Here is a 15,189-nt window from a genome sequence, read left to right as displayed (position 1 = left end):
CGCGATGCCCACCATCCTGATCGCCGACGACCACCCGCTGTTCCGGGAAGCCCTGCGGGGCGCGGTCGCGGCGCTCCTGCCCGACGCGGAGATCGTCGAGGCGGAGAACGCGGACGACCTGTTCGCCGCGGCCGACGCGCACCCGCACGCCGACCTGCTGCTGATGGACCTCGGCATGCCCGGCGCGCACGGCTTCAGCGCCCTGGTGCACCTGCGCGCGGCCCAGCCGCAGCTGCCGGTGGTGGTGGTCTCCGCGCGCGAGGACCCCCCCACCATGCGCCGCGCCCTCGACCACGGCGCCGCTGGCTTCATCCCCAAGTCGGCGGACACCGCCAGCATCCACGCCGGCATCCGCGCCGTCCTCGACGGCGACACCTGGGCGCCGCCGCAGACCGCCGGCGCCGCCGGCATCGGCCCCGAGGAGGCCGAGATCGCCCAGCGCATCCGCGAGCTCAGCCCGCAGCAGTACCGCGTGCTCTCCATGCTCGGCGCAGGCCTGCTCAACAAGCAGATCGCCTACGCGATGGACGTCTCCGAGGCCACCGTCAAGGCGCACATGACCGCCGTGCTGCGCAAGCTCGGCGCCTCCAATCGCACCCAGGCCGTCCTGCTCGCCGGCCGGCTGTCGCTGGACGGCATCAGCATCCCGGAAGGCGGGCACGAGGACGAGGGCTAGGGCCGCGCCCCGTGGACGGTGCGCGGGCAGCAGGCTTCGATCCGATCGCGGCGCGTGCCGCAGCGGTCGCCGACGTGCTGCGACACCGACGTCGCCTCGACCCGGGCCGGGCGGCGCTCGCCCTGTCGGCGCAGGGCCTCGCCTGGTGCGGCGCGCTCGGCCTATTCGTGCTGCTGCTGGATCGGCTCGCCCCCACGCTCGGTGCGACCTTCCAGCGCCATGGCATTGCGGTGAGCGTCACCGTTCTTGTGGCCGGAAGTCTGCTCGCGCATCTGCGGTCGCGCGCACGTGCGGCCCGCTGGCGGGGAGGATGGCTCGGCGCGCTGCCGCAGATCGACGCGGCGATCCCCCGTGCGTTGCGCCGCGCCGCATTGCGGGACAGCGCGTGGAGTCTCGTGGTGCTCGCCGTAGCAGCGCTGGTGCTTCGGTGGCTGCATCCCGACGCGGCGGGATGGCCGCAACTGATCGCCATGCTCGCTGTCGCGGCCGCGATCCTCCCCACGCTCGCGGCGCGTCATGTGGCACGTGCGGGAGGGCAGCCGGCGGCTGCCACGAGGGGCGCCGGCGATAGCGCTCCTCGGGGTGCTGTCGTGGCGCATCGTCTTCCGCCGGCTGCTGCCCATCAACTGCTGAGCGCGATACAAGGCTGGCGCGGACGTGGCCTGTGGTTCCGGGTCGCTCCCGTCCTGCTCCTGGTGCCTGCAGGAGTCGGCGGCGGCCGTCTGCTTCTCCTGCTGTTCCTGCTGTTCGGTGCAATGGCGCTGGGCACGCTGTGGCTGACCTCGCTGCGCTGCGTGCTGAGCGCCGCGGAGCTCCTGCGGGCGGCGCCGTACCCGCCGGGCCGCCGGATCACCGCTTGGCTGGCACTGCCAGCCAGCGTGCTGGGATGCGCACTCGTACTCCTGGGTGGGGTCGCCGCCGTCACGGATCTGCGCCTGGCGCTGATCGTGCTGCTCGGGAGCGCGGGCGTCGCAGTGCTGCAGGCCGCCTGCGTCTTTGCATCAGCGGCAGACCGCCGATCGCCGCGGCTGCGTCAACTGCTGCACTTCGCCCTGCTCGCGGGCACATGGCAGGTGCTGCCCTCTGCCGTTCCCATGGTCTACGCATTGCAGTCGGCCTGGCTGTGGCGCCGAGCGCGCCGGCCGTGACGGCGCTGCTCTCGGTCGAACGCCTGTGTCTGCGGCTGGGCGGGCGCGACGTTCTCGCGGGTGTCGATCTGAACCTGCCGCGTGGCACCTTCTGCGGTCTCGTCGGCGCCAACGGTGCGGGCAAGAGCTGCCTGCTGCGCTGCGTGGCGACGCTTCTGCGCGGCTTCGAGGGGCATATCGCAGTGGACGGGCACGACGTGGTGCGCGCCGGCATGCAGGCGCGCACCGCCCTGGGCTATGCGGTGGATCCGGCACTGCTCCCTGCAGTGCTCGACGGCAGCCAGTGCCTGCAGCTGTTCGCAGAAAGCCGCGGTCTCTCACGACCGGACGCGGCTGCATTGGAGTTCGCTGAGCGCCTCGATCTGGCCCGATGGCTCGACCGGCCCGTCGGGACCTATTCATTCGGCATGCGCCAGAAGCTTGCCATCGTCCTGGCCATCGTTGGCGGACCGCCGTTGGTCCTGCTCGACGAGGTGATGAACGGTCTCGATCCCGTCGCGGCCGTGGAGTGCCGCGATCATCTGCGCGGACTCGCAGCCAGCGGCGCCTGCAGCGTGCTCCTGGCCACGCACGGCATCGATTTCGCCGCAGCCGCGTTCGACAGGGTGGTTGTGATCGAGGGGGGTCGGGTGGCGGCCGACTGGGACGACGCCGTGCTGCGTCGCGTCCGCGCCGAAGGCGGCGTGGAGGCGGCTGTGGTCGCGCGCCTGCGGGCAGCGCGCGCCGCAGCTACGCCTCCGCCCGCTTCCGCTGGGCGGTGAGGAAGGCGCGCAGGGAGGCCGGCTTCACGGGCTTGGTGAGGAGGGTGCAGCCGCGCTCGCGGGCCTTGCGCTTGACCGCGTCGCTGCCGTCGGCGGTCACCAGGGCGGCCGGGGTGTCGGTGCCGCATACGCTGCGCAGGCGGCCGAGGGCTTCGAGCCCGTCGGCGTCCTCGTGCAGGTGGAAATCCACCAGCAGGGCGTCGGGCTGGGCGTCGCTGGCGATCTCCACGGCGTCGTCGACGGTCTCGGCGGTGAACACCTCCACCTCCCAGCGCGCCAGCAGGGCGCGCATGCCGGCAAGGATCTCGCGGTCGTTGTCCAGGCACAGCACGCGCATGCCGCCGAGGTCGCCCTTGACCGGCGGCGGCGGACGCCGCGGCGAGCTGGGCATCGCGGTGCGCGCGATCGGCACGCGCATGGAGAACACGCTGCCGCGGCCCTCGCGCGAGCGCACCGCGATGGGATGGCCGAGCACGTGCGAGACGCGCTGGCAGATCGACAGTCCCAGGCCCAGGCCGCGCTCGCCCCAGGGGGAGGGCTGGTCGAAGCGGCGGAACTCCTCGAACACGTGCCGCAGGTGGCGCGGGGCGATGCCCGGGCCCGTGTCCCACACCTCGATCAGCGCCGCGTCGCCGCGCAGGCGCACGCCGAGCACGATGCCGCCGCGTTCGGTGTAGCGCAGCGCGTTCGACACGAAGTTCTGCACCGCCCGGCGCAGCAGCCGGCGGTCGCTGGTGACGGTGATCGCGCGCGTGCGCACCGTGAGCGTGAGCCCGCGCTCGGCCGCGAGCGGCGCGTACTGCTCGCCGACCCCGGCCAGCAGCTCGTCGAGCCGGAAGTCCGTGATCTCGGTCTCCAGCGCGCCGGCGTCGAGGCGGGAGATGTCGAGCAGGCCGTCGAGAAGCTCCTCGGCCGCGCGCAGCGAGACGTCGACGCGCTCCGCCAGGCGCTTCTGCTCGCGTCCGTCGTCGGTGGCGCGCAGCGCCGAGGCGAACAGGCGCGCCGCGTTGAGCGGCTGCAGCACGTCGTGGCTCAGTGCGGCGAGGAAGCGGGTCTTGGACTGGTGCGCCGCCTCCGCCTCGCGGGTGCGCTCGGCGACGCGGCGTTCGAGGTTCTCGTTGGCCTCGCGCAGCGCACGCTCGACGCGCTTGTAGTCGGTGACGTCGTTGTAGGTGGTGACGTAGCCGCCGTGCGGCAGCGGCCGGCCCTGCATCTCGATGGTGCGGCCGTCGGCGCGCACGCGTTCGAACAGGTGGCTGGTGCCGGCGCGCATGTAGCCGATGCGCTTGGCGATCTGGGCCTCGACGTCGTCGCTGGCGAACTCGCCGCGCTCGGCGTTGTAGCGGATCAGGTCGGCGACCGGGCGGCCGACGTAGAGCATGCCGTCGGGGTACTCGAACAGCTCCTGGTAGCGGCGGTTCCACGCCACCAGGCGCATGTCGCGGTCGACCACGCTGACCGCCTGCGACATGTTCTCCATCGTCGCCGAGAGGATCTCGCGGTTGAAGCGGAGCTCCTGGCTGGCCTCGTCGAGCAGGGCCATCACCTCGCCGAGCTCCATGCCCGAGCCGCGCAGCGCGGTGGTGAGGGTCAGGCGCGCGGAGGCCGCGCCGATGGAGGCGGCCAGCAGGCGCTCGGTGAACTGCACCAGCGCACGATCGGCCGCGGCCTGGGGCGGCACCGACTTCACGCCCTTGCCGGCGAAGTGCTCGAAGAACGCGCGCCGGGCGTTGCGCTCGCCGATCACGTGGGCCGCCAGGGCCTGCAGGTCGCCCACGGTCAGGCCGCCGCGCCACACGCCGCCGGCGAGCGTCGGGCGGATCGAGTAGGGGTCGAGGAACGGCGTCGCGCGCAGGCGATCGTCGAAGCTGGGCCGGTAGCGTGCGGACACCACCAGGAAGGCGCCGACGTTGGCCAGCAGCGACCAGAACGTGCCGTGGGTGATGGCGTCCCAGCCCTGCAGGCCGAACAGGCTCTCCGGGCGCAGCCAGCCGATGCCCAGCGGGCCGTCGATGAGCCAGGCCGCGTCGGCGCCGATGCCGCGCAGCAGCACCGGGACGAGCAGGGTGTAGGCCCAGACCAGGAAGCCCGCCGCCAGCCCGGCGAGCGCGCCGGCGCGGCTGCCCCCGCGCCAGTACAGGCCGCCGATGAGGGCCGGCGCGAACTGCGCCACCGCGGCGAAGGCGAGCAGGCCGTAGGCGGCCAGCGACTCGGTCTCGCCCGCGAGGCGGTAGTAGCTGTAGGCCAGCGCGGTGATGACGACGATGGCCGCCCGCCGCACCCACAGCACCTGCGCGCCGATGGGGGAGCCCGCCGTGCCGCCCCCGGCGCGCCGGCGCCAGCGCAGCAGCAGGGGCATGACCAGGTCGTTGCTGACCATGGTCGCGAGCGCCACGCTCGCCACGATCACCATGCCGGTCGCCGCCGAGAAGCCGCCGATGTAGGCGGCCAGCGCGAGCGTGGTGGCGCCTTCGGACAGGGGCAGCGCCAGCACGTAGACGTCGGGCTCCGCGACGCCGGCGAGCAGCGCCTGGCCGGCCGCGGTGATCGGCAGCACCATCACGCAGACGATGGCCAGGTACATGCCGAACAGCCAGCGCGCGCGGCGCACGTCGCCGACGTCCTCGCACTCCACCACGGCCACCTGGAACTGGCGCGGCAGGCAGACGATGGCGACGAAGGCCAGGAGGGTCTGGGCGACGAAGCCCTGCGGGATGCCCTTGCCGGCGAATTCGCGGCCGGCCTCGAGCACGCGTTCGCCCAGCCCTTCGCCGCCGGGCAGGTGCAGGATCGCGAACACGCCGACCGCCACAAAGGCCAGCAGCTTGACCAGCGACTCCAGCGCGACCGCCAGCATCATGCCGTGGTGGTGCTCGGTGGCGTCGAGCTTGCGGGTGCCGAACAGGATGGCGAACACCGCGAACAGCCCGGCCACGTAGAAGGCCGGGTCGGCCAGCACCGCGTGCTGGCCCGTTGCGGAGGCGGTGCCCGCGAGCACGTCCAGGCTCATCGCCACCGCCTTGAACTGCAGCGCGACGTAGGGAATCGCCGCGACCACGGCGATGAAGGCGACCAGGGCCGCCAGCGTCCGCGCGCGGCCGTAGCGGGAGGCGATGAAGTCGGCGATGGAGACCGTGTTCTGCTCGCGCGCGATCAGCGCCAGCCGCTCCAGCACGCGCCACGCGAAGATCAGCAGCAGCACCGGCCCGAGGTAGATCGGCAGGAAGCCCAGGCCGCTGCGCGCCGCGGTGCCGACCGCACCGTAGAAGGTCCACGAGGAGCAGTAGACCGCCAGCGCCAGGCTGTAGACCGCCGGCCGCAGCCAGGTGCGGGCGGGATAGAGGGGGCGGCGGTCGCCCCACCAGGCGACCGCGAACAGCACGCCCACGTAGGCGGCGGAGACGAGCAGCAGCAGCCAGCCGGTGATCACCCCGAAGTCCCCCGTTCGACGGCGTGCCCGAGTGTAGCCCCGTGCGGGCGGGGCGGCGCCGGTTCAGCCCGGGAAGGCATGCGCGGCGATCGCGGCGGCCTGCACCCGCAGCTCGGGCACGGCGAGGCTCTCCCACAGCGTGCCGATGCGCAGGCTGCCCGCCACGCGCACGCGCGGCTGCGGCGTGCCGGCGGCATCGAGGAGCGCGCCCTCGGCGTCGGTGTCCACGCCGATGCCGTGCGGACCCGGACGTGCCGCGCCCCGGGCGAGCAGGTCGTCGAGCAGCGGGTTGCGCATCCGCGCCGCCGCGCTCTCGACGCCGGTGGCATTGACCACCACGTCCGCGCGCAGGGGGCCGGCCCCGGTCTCGATGCGCAGGCCGCCGGCGTCCCGCGCGATCGCCAGCGCGCGGCCACGGTGCAGGCGCACGCGTCCCGCGTCGATGGCTGCCTGCACCGTCGCGTGCACCTCGGGCGCGATGCGGTGGCGGTGGACGTCCCAGTGCCGCACGGCGTGGCGCAGGAAGCGGCGCTGCTCGGCCGCGCCGAGCGTGCGCCAGAGCCGCTGCACGTGCGGGCGCAGCGCCTCCATCACCGCCTGCCAGGGCAGGCCCTGCGCGGCGGCGGCCTCCACCCACCGGCGCAGCAGGCGGGTCCGCGCGCGCACGCCCGGCAGCGCGAGCAGGGCGTCGAGGTCCGCCGCGAAGGCCGGGCCGTGCGCGGCATGCGGGCGCGGCAGCAGGGCGTGACGCGAGAGCACCTCGACCGGACCGCGATGGCCGGTCGCGTCGAGGCTCAGCAGCGCGTCGACCATGCTCAGTCCCGCGCCGACGATGGCGACGCGCGCGTCGACGGGGATGCCGCGGATCGCGTCGTAGTCCCAGGCCTCGACCGCCTGCACGCCGTCCGCGCGCAGGCGCCGCGGTGCGTTGCCGAGGGCCAGGGCGACGGTGTCGCCCTCGAACCGCCTGCCGTCGTCCAGGACGATGCCGCCGGTCGCGGGGTCGAGCGCCACCGCGCGCCCGTGCACGACCTCGAACCGGGCCGCCGAGGCCGCCCGGGCTGCCGACAGCCGCGCACGGAGGTAGGCGCCGTAGTCGCGGCGCGGTGCGTAGACGTGCGCGAGATGGTCCGGGTCGGCGTGTCCGTCCTCCGCGAGCGCCGCCACGAAATCGCCCGGCGCGTCGGGAAACGCGCTCATGCGCCCCGCCGGCACGTTGAGCAGATGCTCCGGCCAGCGCGTGGCGTAGGCGATGCCGGCCGCCAGCGTCGCCGCCGGCTCGACCAGGAGGATGCGGGCGCCGGCAGGCGCGCGGCGCAGGGCGTGCAGCGCGACGAGCGCGCCCCCCGCGCCACCGCCGACGATCAGGAGAGCGTGGGTGGGCATCGAGGTAGTGTAGGGGGTGGGGCGGGGGCGAGGAGCGGGAATCGGGAATCGGGAACGGAGCCGGCGTGGGCAGTGGTGCAGGCCGCGGGCGGCTTGAGACCTCCAGGTCCCCATTCCCGGCCACCGATTCCCGCCTCTTCTCCAAAACGACAAAACCCGCCATACGGCGGGTTTCGTCAGGAGGCATCCCGTCAGCGCGGGGTGGCCGGCCGGGGCCGGCTCACTTGATCTTGCCTTCCTTGTAGATCACGTGCTTGCGGACCACCGGGTCGTACTTCATGAACTCGAACTTGTTCGGCGTGTTCTTCTTGTTCTTGGTGGTCGTGTAGAAGTGGCCGGTCCCCGCGGAGGAGATCAGGCGGATCTTGTCGCTCTTGCTGCCTGCCATGATTCAGTCCTCCTCAGATCTTCTCGCCACGGGCGCGCAGCTCGGCGATGACCGAGTCGATGCCCTTCTTGTCGATGGTGCGCAGAGCGTGGGTGCTCACGCGCAGCTTGATCCAGCGGTTCTCGCTGGCGACCCAGAACCGGCGCTCGTGCAGGTTGGGCAGGAAGCGGCGGCGGGTCTTGTTGTTGGCGTGGGAGACGTTGTTGCCCGTCTGCACACCCTTACCGGTTACTTGGCACACGCGGGCCATACGCACCTCGATAGGATTGGGTTGATCCCCCTTTGGCCAGGGAGACATCGGCCCCACGGCGGCGGAATGCCGTCGTACGCGACGCGGGAAGTCGCTCGCCTGCGGCGCCGGAGTCGTGTTTCCGGGCGCCCGGGCCTGTCGGCTGGACGGAGCGAGCCGCGCATCATGCGCGGTTTTCTCTTGCCGCGCAAGCGCTTGCGCGTGAACGGCGGCTGCCGCCGTGTTCAGCCGCGGCGGCGCAGGCGCTCCAGCACGCCCTCGAGGGCGTCGAGGCCGTGGTAATGGATCACCAGCCTGCCCTTGCCGCCCTTGCCGTGCTGCACGGCCACGCGGGTGCCCAGGGTCTCGGACATCTCCCGCTCCAGCGCGGCGATGTCGGCGTCGGGCAGTGCCGCCGGCTTGGGCGCCGGCGCCGGCAGGCCCTGGGTCAGGCGCTGCACGCGCTGCTCGACCTCGCGCACCGACAGCTCGTCGTCGGCCGCCTCCTGGGCGAGCGCGACCGCCTGCTTCTCGGGCAGGCTCAGCAGGGCGCGGGCGTGGCCCATCTCGATGCGGCGGGCCTCCACGAGGCGGCGGATGGGCTCGGGCAGGTCGAGCAGGCGCAGCAGGTTGGACACCGCCGAGCGCGCGCGACCGACGGCTTCGGCGGCCTGCTGGTGGGTCAGCCCGAACTCCTCGATCAGGCGCGCCAGGGCGAGCGCCTCCTCGAGCGGGTTGAGGTCCTCGCGCTGGATGTTCTCGATCAGCGCCATGGCGATGGCGGCGCGGTCCTCGACCTCGCGCCTGACCACCGGCACCTCGGTCAGCCCGGCCTCGCGGGCGGCGCGCCAGCGGCGCTCGCCGGCGATGATCTCGTAGCGGTCGCCGCCGACCGGGCGCACCACGATGGGCTGGATCAGGCCCTGGCTGCGGATGGAGTCGGCCAGTTCGGTGAGCTTCTCCGGGTCCATGCCGGTGCGCGGCTGGTACTTGCCGGGCTGCAGGGCGTCGATCGGCAGGGTCGTCAGCGCCTCGGCGGACGGCGCGGGGGCGCCCTCGTCAGTGCTGGCGGGGGTGGCCGGGCCGCCGAGCAGGGCATCCAGTCCGCGGCCGAGGCCGCGCTTCTTCACCGCCATCAGGGCGTCTCCGTGGAAGTGGCGACGGCGCGCTCGCGGCGCACGATCTCGCCGGCGACGCCGAGGTAGGCGACGCCGCCGCGCGAGGCGCGGTCGTAGCCGAGGATGGACTGGCCGTGGCTGGGCGCCTCGGCCAGGCGCACGTTGCGCGGCACGATCGAGCGGAACACGCGGTCGCCGAAGTGGGTGATGAGCTCCCCCGACACCGCGTTGGCGAGGTTGTTGCGCACGTCGAACATGGTGCGCAGGATGCCCTCGATCCGCAGCGTCGGGTTGAGCCGCGCCCTGACCGCCTCGATGGTGTCGACCAGGGCCGAGATGCCCTCCAGCGCGTAGTACTCGCACTGCATCGGCACGACCACGCCGTCGGCCGCGGCCAGGGCGTTGAGCGTGAGCAGCGACAGCGAAGGGGGGCAGTCGATCAGGATGTAGTCGTAGCGCTCGCGCAGCGGCACCAGCGCTGCCTTGAGGCGCAGCTCGCGCTGCGGCACGTCCATCAGCCGCACCTCGGCGGCGGTCAGGTCGATGTTGGACGGCAGCAGGTCGTAGTCCTCGGCCGTGCGCAGCAGCGCCTGCCCGGCCTCGGCCTCGCCCAGCAGCACCTCGCAGGCCGAGACCTCGAGCTCGCGCTTGTCGACGCCCGCGCCCATGGTGGCGTTGCCCTGCGGATCGAGGTCGATCAGCAGCACCCTGCGCGGCGCCTGCGCGAGCGCCGCGGCCAGGTTCACCGCGGTGGTGGTCTTGCCGACGCCGCCCTTCTGGTTGGCGACGGCGAAGATGCGCGCGCTAGGCATTGGTCCCGGTCCCCAGGCTGTCGGAAGTGTGGTCGCGCCCCAGCACCACCAGATGGCGCTCGCCCTCGAGGCCGGGCACGTCGAGGCGATGCATGGTACGCACCTCCCAGCCCGGCGGCAGGGCGGCGATCTCGTCGTCGGGCCGGCGGCCCTTCATCGCCAGGATCTGGCCCTGCGGCGCGACGAGGTGCCCGCCGAGGCGGACCAGCTCGGCCAGGGTGCCGAGGGCGCGCGCGGTCAGGCGGTCGAAGCGGCCTGCGTCCGGCAGCGCCTCGGCACGGCTCTCGGCGACCTGGGCGTTGGGAAGCCCGAGGCTGCGCACCGCCTCGCGCATGAAGCGGGTCTTCTTGCCGTTGGACTCGACCAGGGTGACGCGGATGCCCGGCCGCACGATGGCCAGCGGAATGCCAGGGAAGCCCGGCCCGGTGCCGATGTCCACCAGCAGTCCGTCGGGCACGTGACGGGCGATGCTGAGCGAATCGAGCAGGTGCCGGATGACCATCTCCCGCGGGTCGCGGACCGCGGTGAGGTTGTAGGTCCCGTTCCAGCGCACCAGCAGGGCGAGGAAGTCGAGCAGGCGCGGCGCGTGCGCCGGGTCGATGCCCAGGGTCGCGAGGCCGGCTTCGAGGTCGGGTTGGAGGTCGGCCAGGGCGGTCACGGCAGGCACGGCGCGAGGAAAGCCGTGCAGTCTAGCGTGACACGGCCTGGATCCCGCCTGGGGCGCAGGCGTCCTTCAGGCTGAGCGGCGCGTCCGGCGCCTCACGGCGCCCGTTCCCGATTCCCGTTTCCCTGTTCCCGCTTCACCCGCTCAGCTGTGCAGGGCGCACCGGATCACCCGCAGCCCCATCGAGGAGACACGGCGGTTCAGGGCGCTCTTGAGGGCCTCGCTGAGGGACGGTGCGTGCTGGTCGTCGGTGCGGGTCTGGGCGAGTTCGCTCAGGGCCGCGTCGGCGTGCTGGCGCATCACCGCGTCGACCTGCTCCAGGGCGCTGCCGGCCTGGCGCGGGCCGAGGATCTGGAAGTAGAGGTCGGCGCTGGTGCCGTCGCTGCCGAGCGCGGGGGCGGGCACTTCGAGGTGATGGTCGATCAGCGAGATGCGCTGCGCGATGCGCTCGATACCGGGAATCACGAAGCCGATGCCCGGCGGCAGGGCCCGCGCATAGCGCCCGAAGCGGTGGACGGTATGGACCTGACCCTCCGGCACCCATCGGGCCGACAGCACGAGCAGGACGACGATGAGGGCGGCGATCGCGTACAACATCTTCTTATTCTTCAGTCACTTAATGGTAAGAATTAAGATTGCTGCGCAGAAGTGTTCTGCAAGTTGAATTGCAGTTAACGATAAACTTACCACCTTCGCGTCAACCACCGATGAACCGCGCTGTCAACGTGGCGGCGCGGTTCAGCTTCGGACGCACGCGATCGCGCCCGCCGCGGGTACGGCGGGTTCCGTTGAACTTGGAAAGGTGGCCGGCGCGGGCGGGCGCGTACGCGGCGGGCGCCGCGCGGGGTGCCGCGGCGGGCTATTCGGCGAGCTGGCGCGCCAGGTCGTCCAGCCACTCGCGGCGGGTCATGCCGTCGGCGGCCGGGTCGTAGCTGCAGCCGTAGTCCAGGAACAGGGCTTCGAGCGCGTCCTCGTCGAGATCCTCCGCGCGCAGCCGGTCGATGTCCTCGCGCAGGCCCTCGACCTCGTCCTCGGACTCGTTGGCGACGTAGTAGGCCACGACGCCCTCGGGGCTGTCCTGCTCCTGCGTCCAGTCCTGGTGGAAGTAGGCGGAGAAGAAGTTCTCAAGCGTCGGGTGCGCGCTCATGCGTCAGGGTGCGTTGGGATAGCCGGTCACGATTCTATAGCCGACGTCCAGCGCGCCGGAGCGCTCCAGCACCAGGCGGACGGAGTGCACCTCGGTGGCCTGGTTCTCGCCGCGGGCGACGGAGATGCCGGTGACCGCGTCGAACTGCGCGTTCACGACCAGACGGTTGCCGCCCTGGCCGTCGAGCCAGGCGTCGATGCGCCCGGCGTTCTCCTGCTGGGTCGCCGCGACCAGCGCCTCGGCGGACGGCAGGTCGGCGAAGCTGGAGGCGGCGCTGATGTTCTCGCGGCGCACGCGGTCCACGAGCTGGGCCTCGGTCCACCCGACGTGGCGCTCGATCAGGTGGCCGCCGGCGTCCTCGTGGGCCTGGAGTCCGCCGCCGGGCACCTGGGCCGTGGGGCCGAGATGGTCCTCGATGCGCGCGACCACGTCCTCGGCCTGGTCCCGGTCGACCCGCGGCAGGCGCGAGAGGTCGAGCTCGCCGAGCGCGTCGCGGATGCGGCCGAGCAGGTCGTCCAGTTCGGCGGCGAAGGTGGGGTCGGCCGCCGCCAGGTCGAGCGCGAGGGCGGTGCTGTCGAGGAACTCGGGCAGGCGCCCGGCCTCCGCCAGCGCCTGCAGGTGTCCGCCCAGGTCGTCCGGCGCGGCGGCCCGCAGCTGCAGGGCCGAGGCCGCGAGCGGCGAGGCGGCGGCGAAGAAGGTCGGGACACTGCCGATCCCGGCGTGGATACCGTCCATGAGGTCGAGCCCAGTGGTGGAACGCCGCCGCAGCTTCGCGTGCCCCGCGACGGCGCGCCATCTGGTGGTGACCCGAGGGTGGGGCGTTGGTGCGTGGGGCTTGGGGCATTGGGCTCGGGGGCTGGGGGCTTGGGGCTTGGGGCTGGGGGCTTGGGGCCAGGGCGGCGATGCTGGATGCTCCTGCCGTGCCCCGTGCCCCGTGCCCCGTGCCCCGTGCCTATCCCCCGGCCACAGCGACGATCCCCCGCGTCGCCGGGTGCGCGGGCGCGGCGAGGAGGGTGGCCGCGGGGCCGGTCTCGACGATGCGGCCGGCATGCATCACGGCGATGCGGTCCGCCAGGGCGCGGGCCGCGTCGACGTCGTGGGTGATGAACAGCAGCGCCAGCCCGCGGCCGGTCCGGAGGTCGCCGAGCAGGCGCAGGATGCCGGCGCGGTGGTGGGCGTCCAGCGCGGAGACCGCTTCGTCGCAGACCAGGAGGTCGGGATCGGTGGCGAGTGCGCGGGCGATGGCGATGCGCTGGCGCTGGCCGCCGGAGAACTGGTGCGGGTAACGCGGCAGGGCGTCGGCGTCCAGGCCGACGGCCCGCAGCAGTTCGGCCGCGCGCGCGCGCCGGGCGGCGGCGTCGCCCACCCCGTGCACGCGCAGCGGCTCCGCGACGATCTCCGCGATGCGCTGGCGCGGGTCCAGGGAGGCGTAGGGATCCTGGAAGACGATGCCGATGCGCCGCCGCAGCGGGCGCAGGCGGCGCGCGTCCAGCGCCTCGATGGGCTGGCCGTCGAGCAGGATGCGGCCGTGGCTGCGCGCCAGCCGCAGCAGGGCGCGCCCGAGTGTGCTCTTGCCGCTGCCGGATTCGCCGAGCAGGGCCAGGCACTCGCCGCGGTGCAGGACGAGGTCCACCCCGTCCACCGCGTCGGCGGCGGCGCGGGGGTAGCGCACGCGCAGCGCCTCCGCTTCGAGCAGGCGCGGGCCGGGCGTCGTCGCCACTGCCGTCGGCAGCGCCGCGGCCGCGAGCAGCTCGCGGGTGTAGGCGTGCGCGGGCGCTTCCAGCACCGCCGCCGTGGCGCCCCGCTCGACCACCTCGCCGCGGCGGAGGACCGCGACCCGCTGCGCCACGCGGCGTACCTGCGGCAGGTCGTGGCCGATCAGCAGCAGGGCCAGGCCGAGCTCGCGCCGCAGGGCGTCGAGCAGGTCGAGCACCTCCCGCGCGAGGCTGGGGTCGAGCGCCGAAGTCGGCTCGTCGGCGATCAGCACGCGCGGCCGTGCTGCGAGCGCGAGCGCGATCAGGACGCGCTGCCGCTGGCCGCCCGAGAGTTGGTGCGGGAAGCGCGCCAGCAGCGCGTCCGGCGCCGGCAGGCGCACGCGGGCGAGCAGGTCGGCGGCCTCGGCGCGGGCGGCGGCACGGGCCGCGCCGCCGATCCGCACCAGCGTCTCGCGCAGTTGCGCGCCGACGGTGCGCATGGGGTGCAGGCTCGCGAGCGGGTCCTGGGGAACCCAGCCGAGGGTGCGCCCCCGCAGGGCGGCGTGCGCCGGGCTGCCGAGCGCGACCGTGGCCCCGTCCACGCGCAGCGCGCCGCGTGCGGCCAGCTCCGGCGGCAGCAGGCCGAGCAGGGCGAGGGTGGCGAGGCTCTTGCCGCTGCCGGACTCGCCCACCAGCCCGAGGCACTCGCCCGCCCGCAGGTCGAGGTCGAGCGGTCCCAGCAGCCTGCCGCGCGGGCCGGTCACGACGAGGTCGTCCAGGCGCAGCAGCGCGTCACTCATGCCGTCGCCGCCGCGTCGCGCAGCGCGCCGCCGCCGCGCACGTCCAGCCAGTCGCGCAGGCCGTCGCCGAGGAACTGGAAGGCCGCCAGCGTCGCGGTGAGGAACACCGCCGGCACCAGCAGGGTCCACGGCGCGGTATCGAGCTCTTGGGCGCCCTCGGCCAGCAGGGTGCCCCAGCTCGCCGAGGGTTCGTCCACCGACAGCCCGAGGAAGCCGAGGAAGCTCTCGACCAGGATGGCCTGGGGCAGGATCAGGCCGAGGTAGACCAGCGCGATCGGCAGCAGGTTGGGCACCAGGTGCCAGCGCAGCACCTGGTCGAAGCGCGCCCCGCTCGCCCGCGCGGCGAGCACGAAGGGCGTCTCGCGCAGGCGCGCCGCCTCGGCCCGCACCACCCGCGCCAGGTCGATCCACACGTAGCCGCCGATGGCCGCCAGCATCAGCCACAGCGAGCGCTCGAACAGGGTCAGCAGCAGGATCACGATGAGCAGGAAGGGCAGGGCCGAGAGCACGTCGAGCACGCGCACCATGGCCCGCTCGACCGCCCCGCCCGCATAGCCCGCCACGGCGCCCCAGGCCATGCCGATCGCCAGCGCGATCGCGCTCGCCAGCACCCCGATCCCCAGCGACAGCCGGCCTCCGACCAGGCTGCGCGCCAGCACGTCCCGCCCGATGGCGTCGGTGCCGAGCGGATGCGCCGCATCCGCCAGCGGCGGCAGGGACAGCGCATCCCAGTCCGGCGCATGCGGATCCACCCCCAGCAGCACAGGCCCGATCCAGACCAGCACCAGCAGCACGCCCAGCGTGGCGAGGCAGGCGACGACGAGCGGGGGCGGGGGGCGGGGCATGGTGTGTTGGGTGAAGCGGGAATCGGGAAGAGGGAATGGGGCGGTCGGGTGAAGCGGGACTCGGGAAGAGGGAATGGGGAATGGTTGGGCC

At 73.6% G+C, this 15,189-nt stretch carries 15 protein-coding genes; 3 read left to right on the top strand and 12 right to left on the bottom strand.

The window, feature by feature from the left end; all coding sequences use genetic code 11:
* Positions 1–4 precede the first annotated feature (4 nt).
* Genes ACFO3Q_RS10870 through ACFO3Q_RS10860 form a run of 3 tightly spaced genes read left to right on the top strand, consistent with a single transcriptional unit; the run spans position 5 to position 2,585 of the window.
* Positions 5–676 carry a response regulator gene (locus tag ACFO3Q_RS10870; protein ID WP_377004704.1) on the top strand — a complete coding sequence of 224 codons (672 nt, stop codon included), beginning with the start codon at positions 5–7 and terminating at the stop codon, positions 674–676.
* Positions 677–687: 11 nt separating this feature from the next.
* Positions 688–1,824, top strand: a complete 1,137-nt coding sequence (locus tag ACFO3Q_RS10865) for a hypothetical protein (RefSeq protein WP_377004702.1) — start codon at positions 688–690, stop codon at positions 1,822–1,824.
* Positions 1,821–2,585 carry an ABC transporter ATP-binding protein gene (locus tag ACFO3Q_RS10860; protein WP_377004701.1) on the top strand — a complete coding sequence of 255 codons (765 nt, stop codon included), beginning with the start codon at positions 1,821–1,823 and terminating at the stop codon, positions 2,583–2,585. The genes ACFO3Q_RS10865 and ACFO3Q_RS10860 overlap by 4 nt, the downstream gene beginning before the upstream one ends.
* Here ACFO3Q_RS10860 and ACFO3Q_RS10855 read toward each other — a convergent pair.
* The 12 genes from ACFO3Q_RS10855 to ACFO3Q_RS10800 form a co-directional block, all read right to left on the bottom strand.
* Positions 2,554–6,015, bottom strand: a complete 3,462-nt coding sequence (locus tag ACFO3Q_RS10855) for a hybrid sensor histidine kinase/response regulator (protein ID WP_377004700.1) — start codon at positions 6,013–6,015, stop codon at positions 2,554–2,556. The genes ACFO3Q_RS10860 and ACFO3Q_RS10855 overlap by 32 nt on opposite strands.
* Before the next feature lie 63 nt (positions 6,016–6,078).
* Positions 6,079–7,401, bottom strand: a complete 1,323-nt coding sequence (locus tag ACFO3Q_RS10850) for an FAD/NAD(P)-binding protein (RefSeq protein WP_377004699.1) — start codon at positions 7,399–7,401, stop codon at positions 6,079–6,081.
* A gap of 220 nt (positions 7,402–7,621) precedes the next feature.
* On the bottom strand, positions 7,622–7,789 hold the full coding sequence (gene rpmG / locus ACFO3Q_RS10845; RefSeq protein WP_377004698.1) for a 50S ribosomal protein L33: 168 nt from the start codon (positions 7,787–7,789) through the stop codon (positions 7,622–7,624).
* Positions 7,790–7,802: 13 nt separating this feature from the next.
* Positions 7,803–8,039 carry a 50S ribosomal protein L28 gene (gene rpmB, locus ACFO3Q_RS10840; protein ID WP_377004696.1) on the bottom strand — a complete coding sequence of 79 codons (237 nt, stop codon included), beginning with the start codon at positions 8,037–8,039 and terminating at the stop codon, positions 7,803–7,805.
* Positions 8,040–8,263: 224 nt separating this feature from the next.
* Complete coding sequence (locus ACFO3Q_RS10835; RefSeq protein ID WP_377004695.1) at positions 8,264–9,154, bottom strand: ParB/RepB/Spo0J family partition protein; 891 nt, start codon at positions 9,152–9,154, stop codon at positions 8,264–8,266.
* Entirely contained in the window at positions 9,154–9,948 is a 795-nt protein-coding gene (locus tag ACFO3Q_RS10830; protein WP_377004694.1) for a ParA family protein, read from the bottom strand. The genes ACFO3Q_RS10835 and ACFO3Q_RS10830 overlap by 1 nt, the downstream gene beginning before the upstream one ends.
* Positions 9,941–10,615, bottom strand: a complete 675-nt coding sequence (gene rsmG / locus ACFO3Q_RS10825) for a 16S rRNA (guanine(527)-N(7))-methyltransferase RsmG (RefSeq protein WP_377004693.1) — start codon at positions 10,613–10,615, stop codon at positions 9,941–9,943. The genes ACFO3Q_RS10830 and rsmG overlap by 8 nt, the downstream gene beginning before the upstream one ends.
* Positions 10,616–10,756: 141 nt before the next feature.
* Positions 10,757–11,209: an SPFH domain-containing protein gene (locus ACFO3Q_RS10820; protein ID WP_377004692.1), complete on the bottom strand. Its 453-nt coding sequence runs from the start codon at positions 11,207–11,209 to the stop codon at positions 10,757–10,759.
* 262 nt (positions 11,210–11,471) lie between these two features.
* Positions 11,472–11,759 (bottom strand): contact-dependent growth inhibition system immunity protein, encoded by a 288-nt coding sequence (locus tag ACFO3Q_RS10815; protein ID WP_377004691.1) that lies wholly within the window; start codon positions 11,757–11,759, stop codon positions 11,472–11,474.
* A 3-nt stretch (positions 11,760–11,762) separates the two neighbouring features.
* A complete protein-coding gene (locus ACFO3Q_RS10810; RefSeq protein ID WP_377004690.1) occupies positions 11,763–12,494 on the bottom strand; it encodes an RNase A-like domain-containing protein in 732 nt (243 codons plus the stop codon).
* 217 nt (positions 12,495–12,711) lie between these two features.
* On the bottom strand, positions 12,712–14,253 hold the full coding sequence (gene nikE, locus ACFO3Q_RS10805; RefSeq protein WP_377004689.1) for a nickel ABC transporter ATP-binding protein NikE: 1,542 nt from the start codon (positions 14,251–14,253) through the stop codon (positions 12,712–12,714).
* Positions 14,250–15,098 carry an ABC transporter permease gene (locus tag ACFO3Q_RS10800; protein WP_377004688.1) on the bottom strand — a complete coding sequence of 283 codons (849 nt, stop codon included), beginning with the start codon at positions 15,096–15,098 and terminating at the stop codon, positions 14,250–14,252. Before ACFO3Q_RS10800 ends, nikE begins: the two co-directional genes overlap by 4 nt.
* Between the last annotated feature and the right edge of the window lie 91 nt (positions 15,099–15,189).

Source organism: Coralloluteibacterium thermophilum (assembly GCF_042654365.1).
Classification (GTDB): Bacteria; Pseudomonadota; Gammaproteobacteria; order Xanthomonadales; family Xanthomonadaceae; genus Coralloluteibacterium; species Coralloluteibacterium thermophilum.
The sequence above is the reverse complement of the archived record's forward strand: the minus strand, read 5'-3'. Positions and strand labels throughout refer to the sequence as shown.

Excerpts from the sequence above, each read along its gene's own strand:
- ACFO3Q_RS10835 (WP_377004695.1), bottom strand. The coding sequence starts at position 9,154 with ATGGCGGTGAAGAAGCGCGGCCTCGGCCGCGGACTGGATGCCCTGCTC.
- ACFO3Q_RS10850 (WP_377004699.1), bottom strand. The coding sequence starts at position 7,401 with ATGCCCACCCACGCTCTCCTGATCGTCGGCGGTGGCGCGGGGGGCGCG.
- ACFO3Q_RS10800 (WP_377004688.1), bottom strand. The coding sequence starts at position 15,098 with ATGCCCCGCCCCCCGCCCCCGCTCGTCGTCGCCTGCCTCGCCACGCTG.
- nikE (WP_377004689.1), bottom strand. The coding sequence starts at position 14,253 with ATGAGTGACGCGCTGCTGCGCCTGGACGACCTCGTCGTGACCGGCCCG.
- ACFO3Q_RS10810 (WP_377004690.1), bottom strand. The coding sequence starts at position 12,494 with ATGGACGGTATCCACGCCGGGATCGGCAGTGTCCCGACCTTCTTCGCC.
- ACFO3Q_RS10830 (WP_377004694.1), bottom strand. The coding sequence starts at position 9,948 with ATGCCTAGCGCGCGCATCTTCGCCGTCGCCAACCAGAAGGGCGGCGTC.
- ACFO3Q_RS10820 (WP_377004692.1), bottom strand. The coding sequence starts at position 11,209 with ATGTTGTACGCGATCGCCGCCCTCATCGTCGTCCTGCTCGTGCTGTCG.
- ACFO3Q_RS10815 (WP_377004691.1), bottom strand. The coding sequence starts at position 11,759 with ATGAGCGCGCACCCGACGCTTGAGAACTTCTTCTCCGCCTACTTCCAC.
- rpmG (WP_377004698.1), bottom strand. The coding sequence starts at position 7,789 with ATGGCAGGCAGCAAGAGCGACAAGATCCGCCTGATCTCCTCCGCGGGG.
- rpmB (WP_377004696.1), bottom strand. The coding sequence starts at position 8,039 with ATGGCCCGCGTGTGCCAAGTAACCGGTAAGGGTGTGCAGACGGGCAAC.
- ACFO3Q_RS10870 (WP_377004704.1), top strand. The coding sequence starts at position 5 with ATGCCCACCATCCTGATCGCCGACGACCACCCGCTGTTCCGGGAAGCC.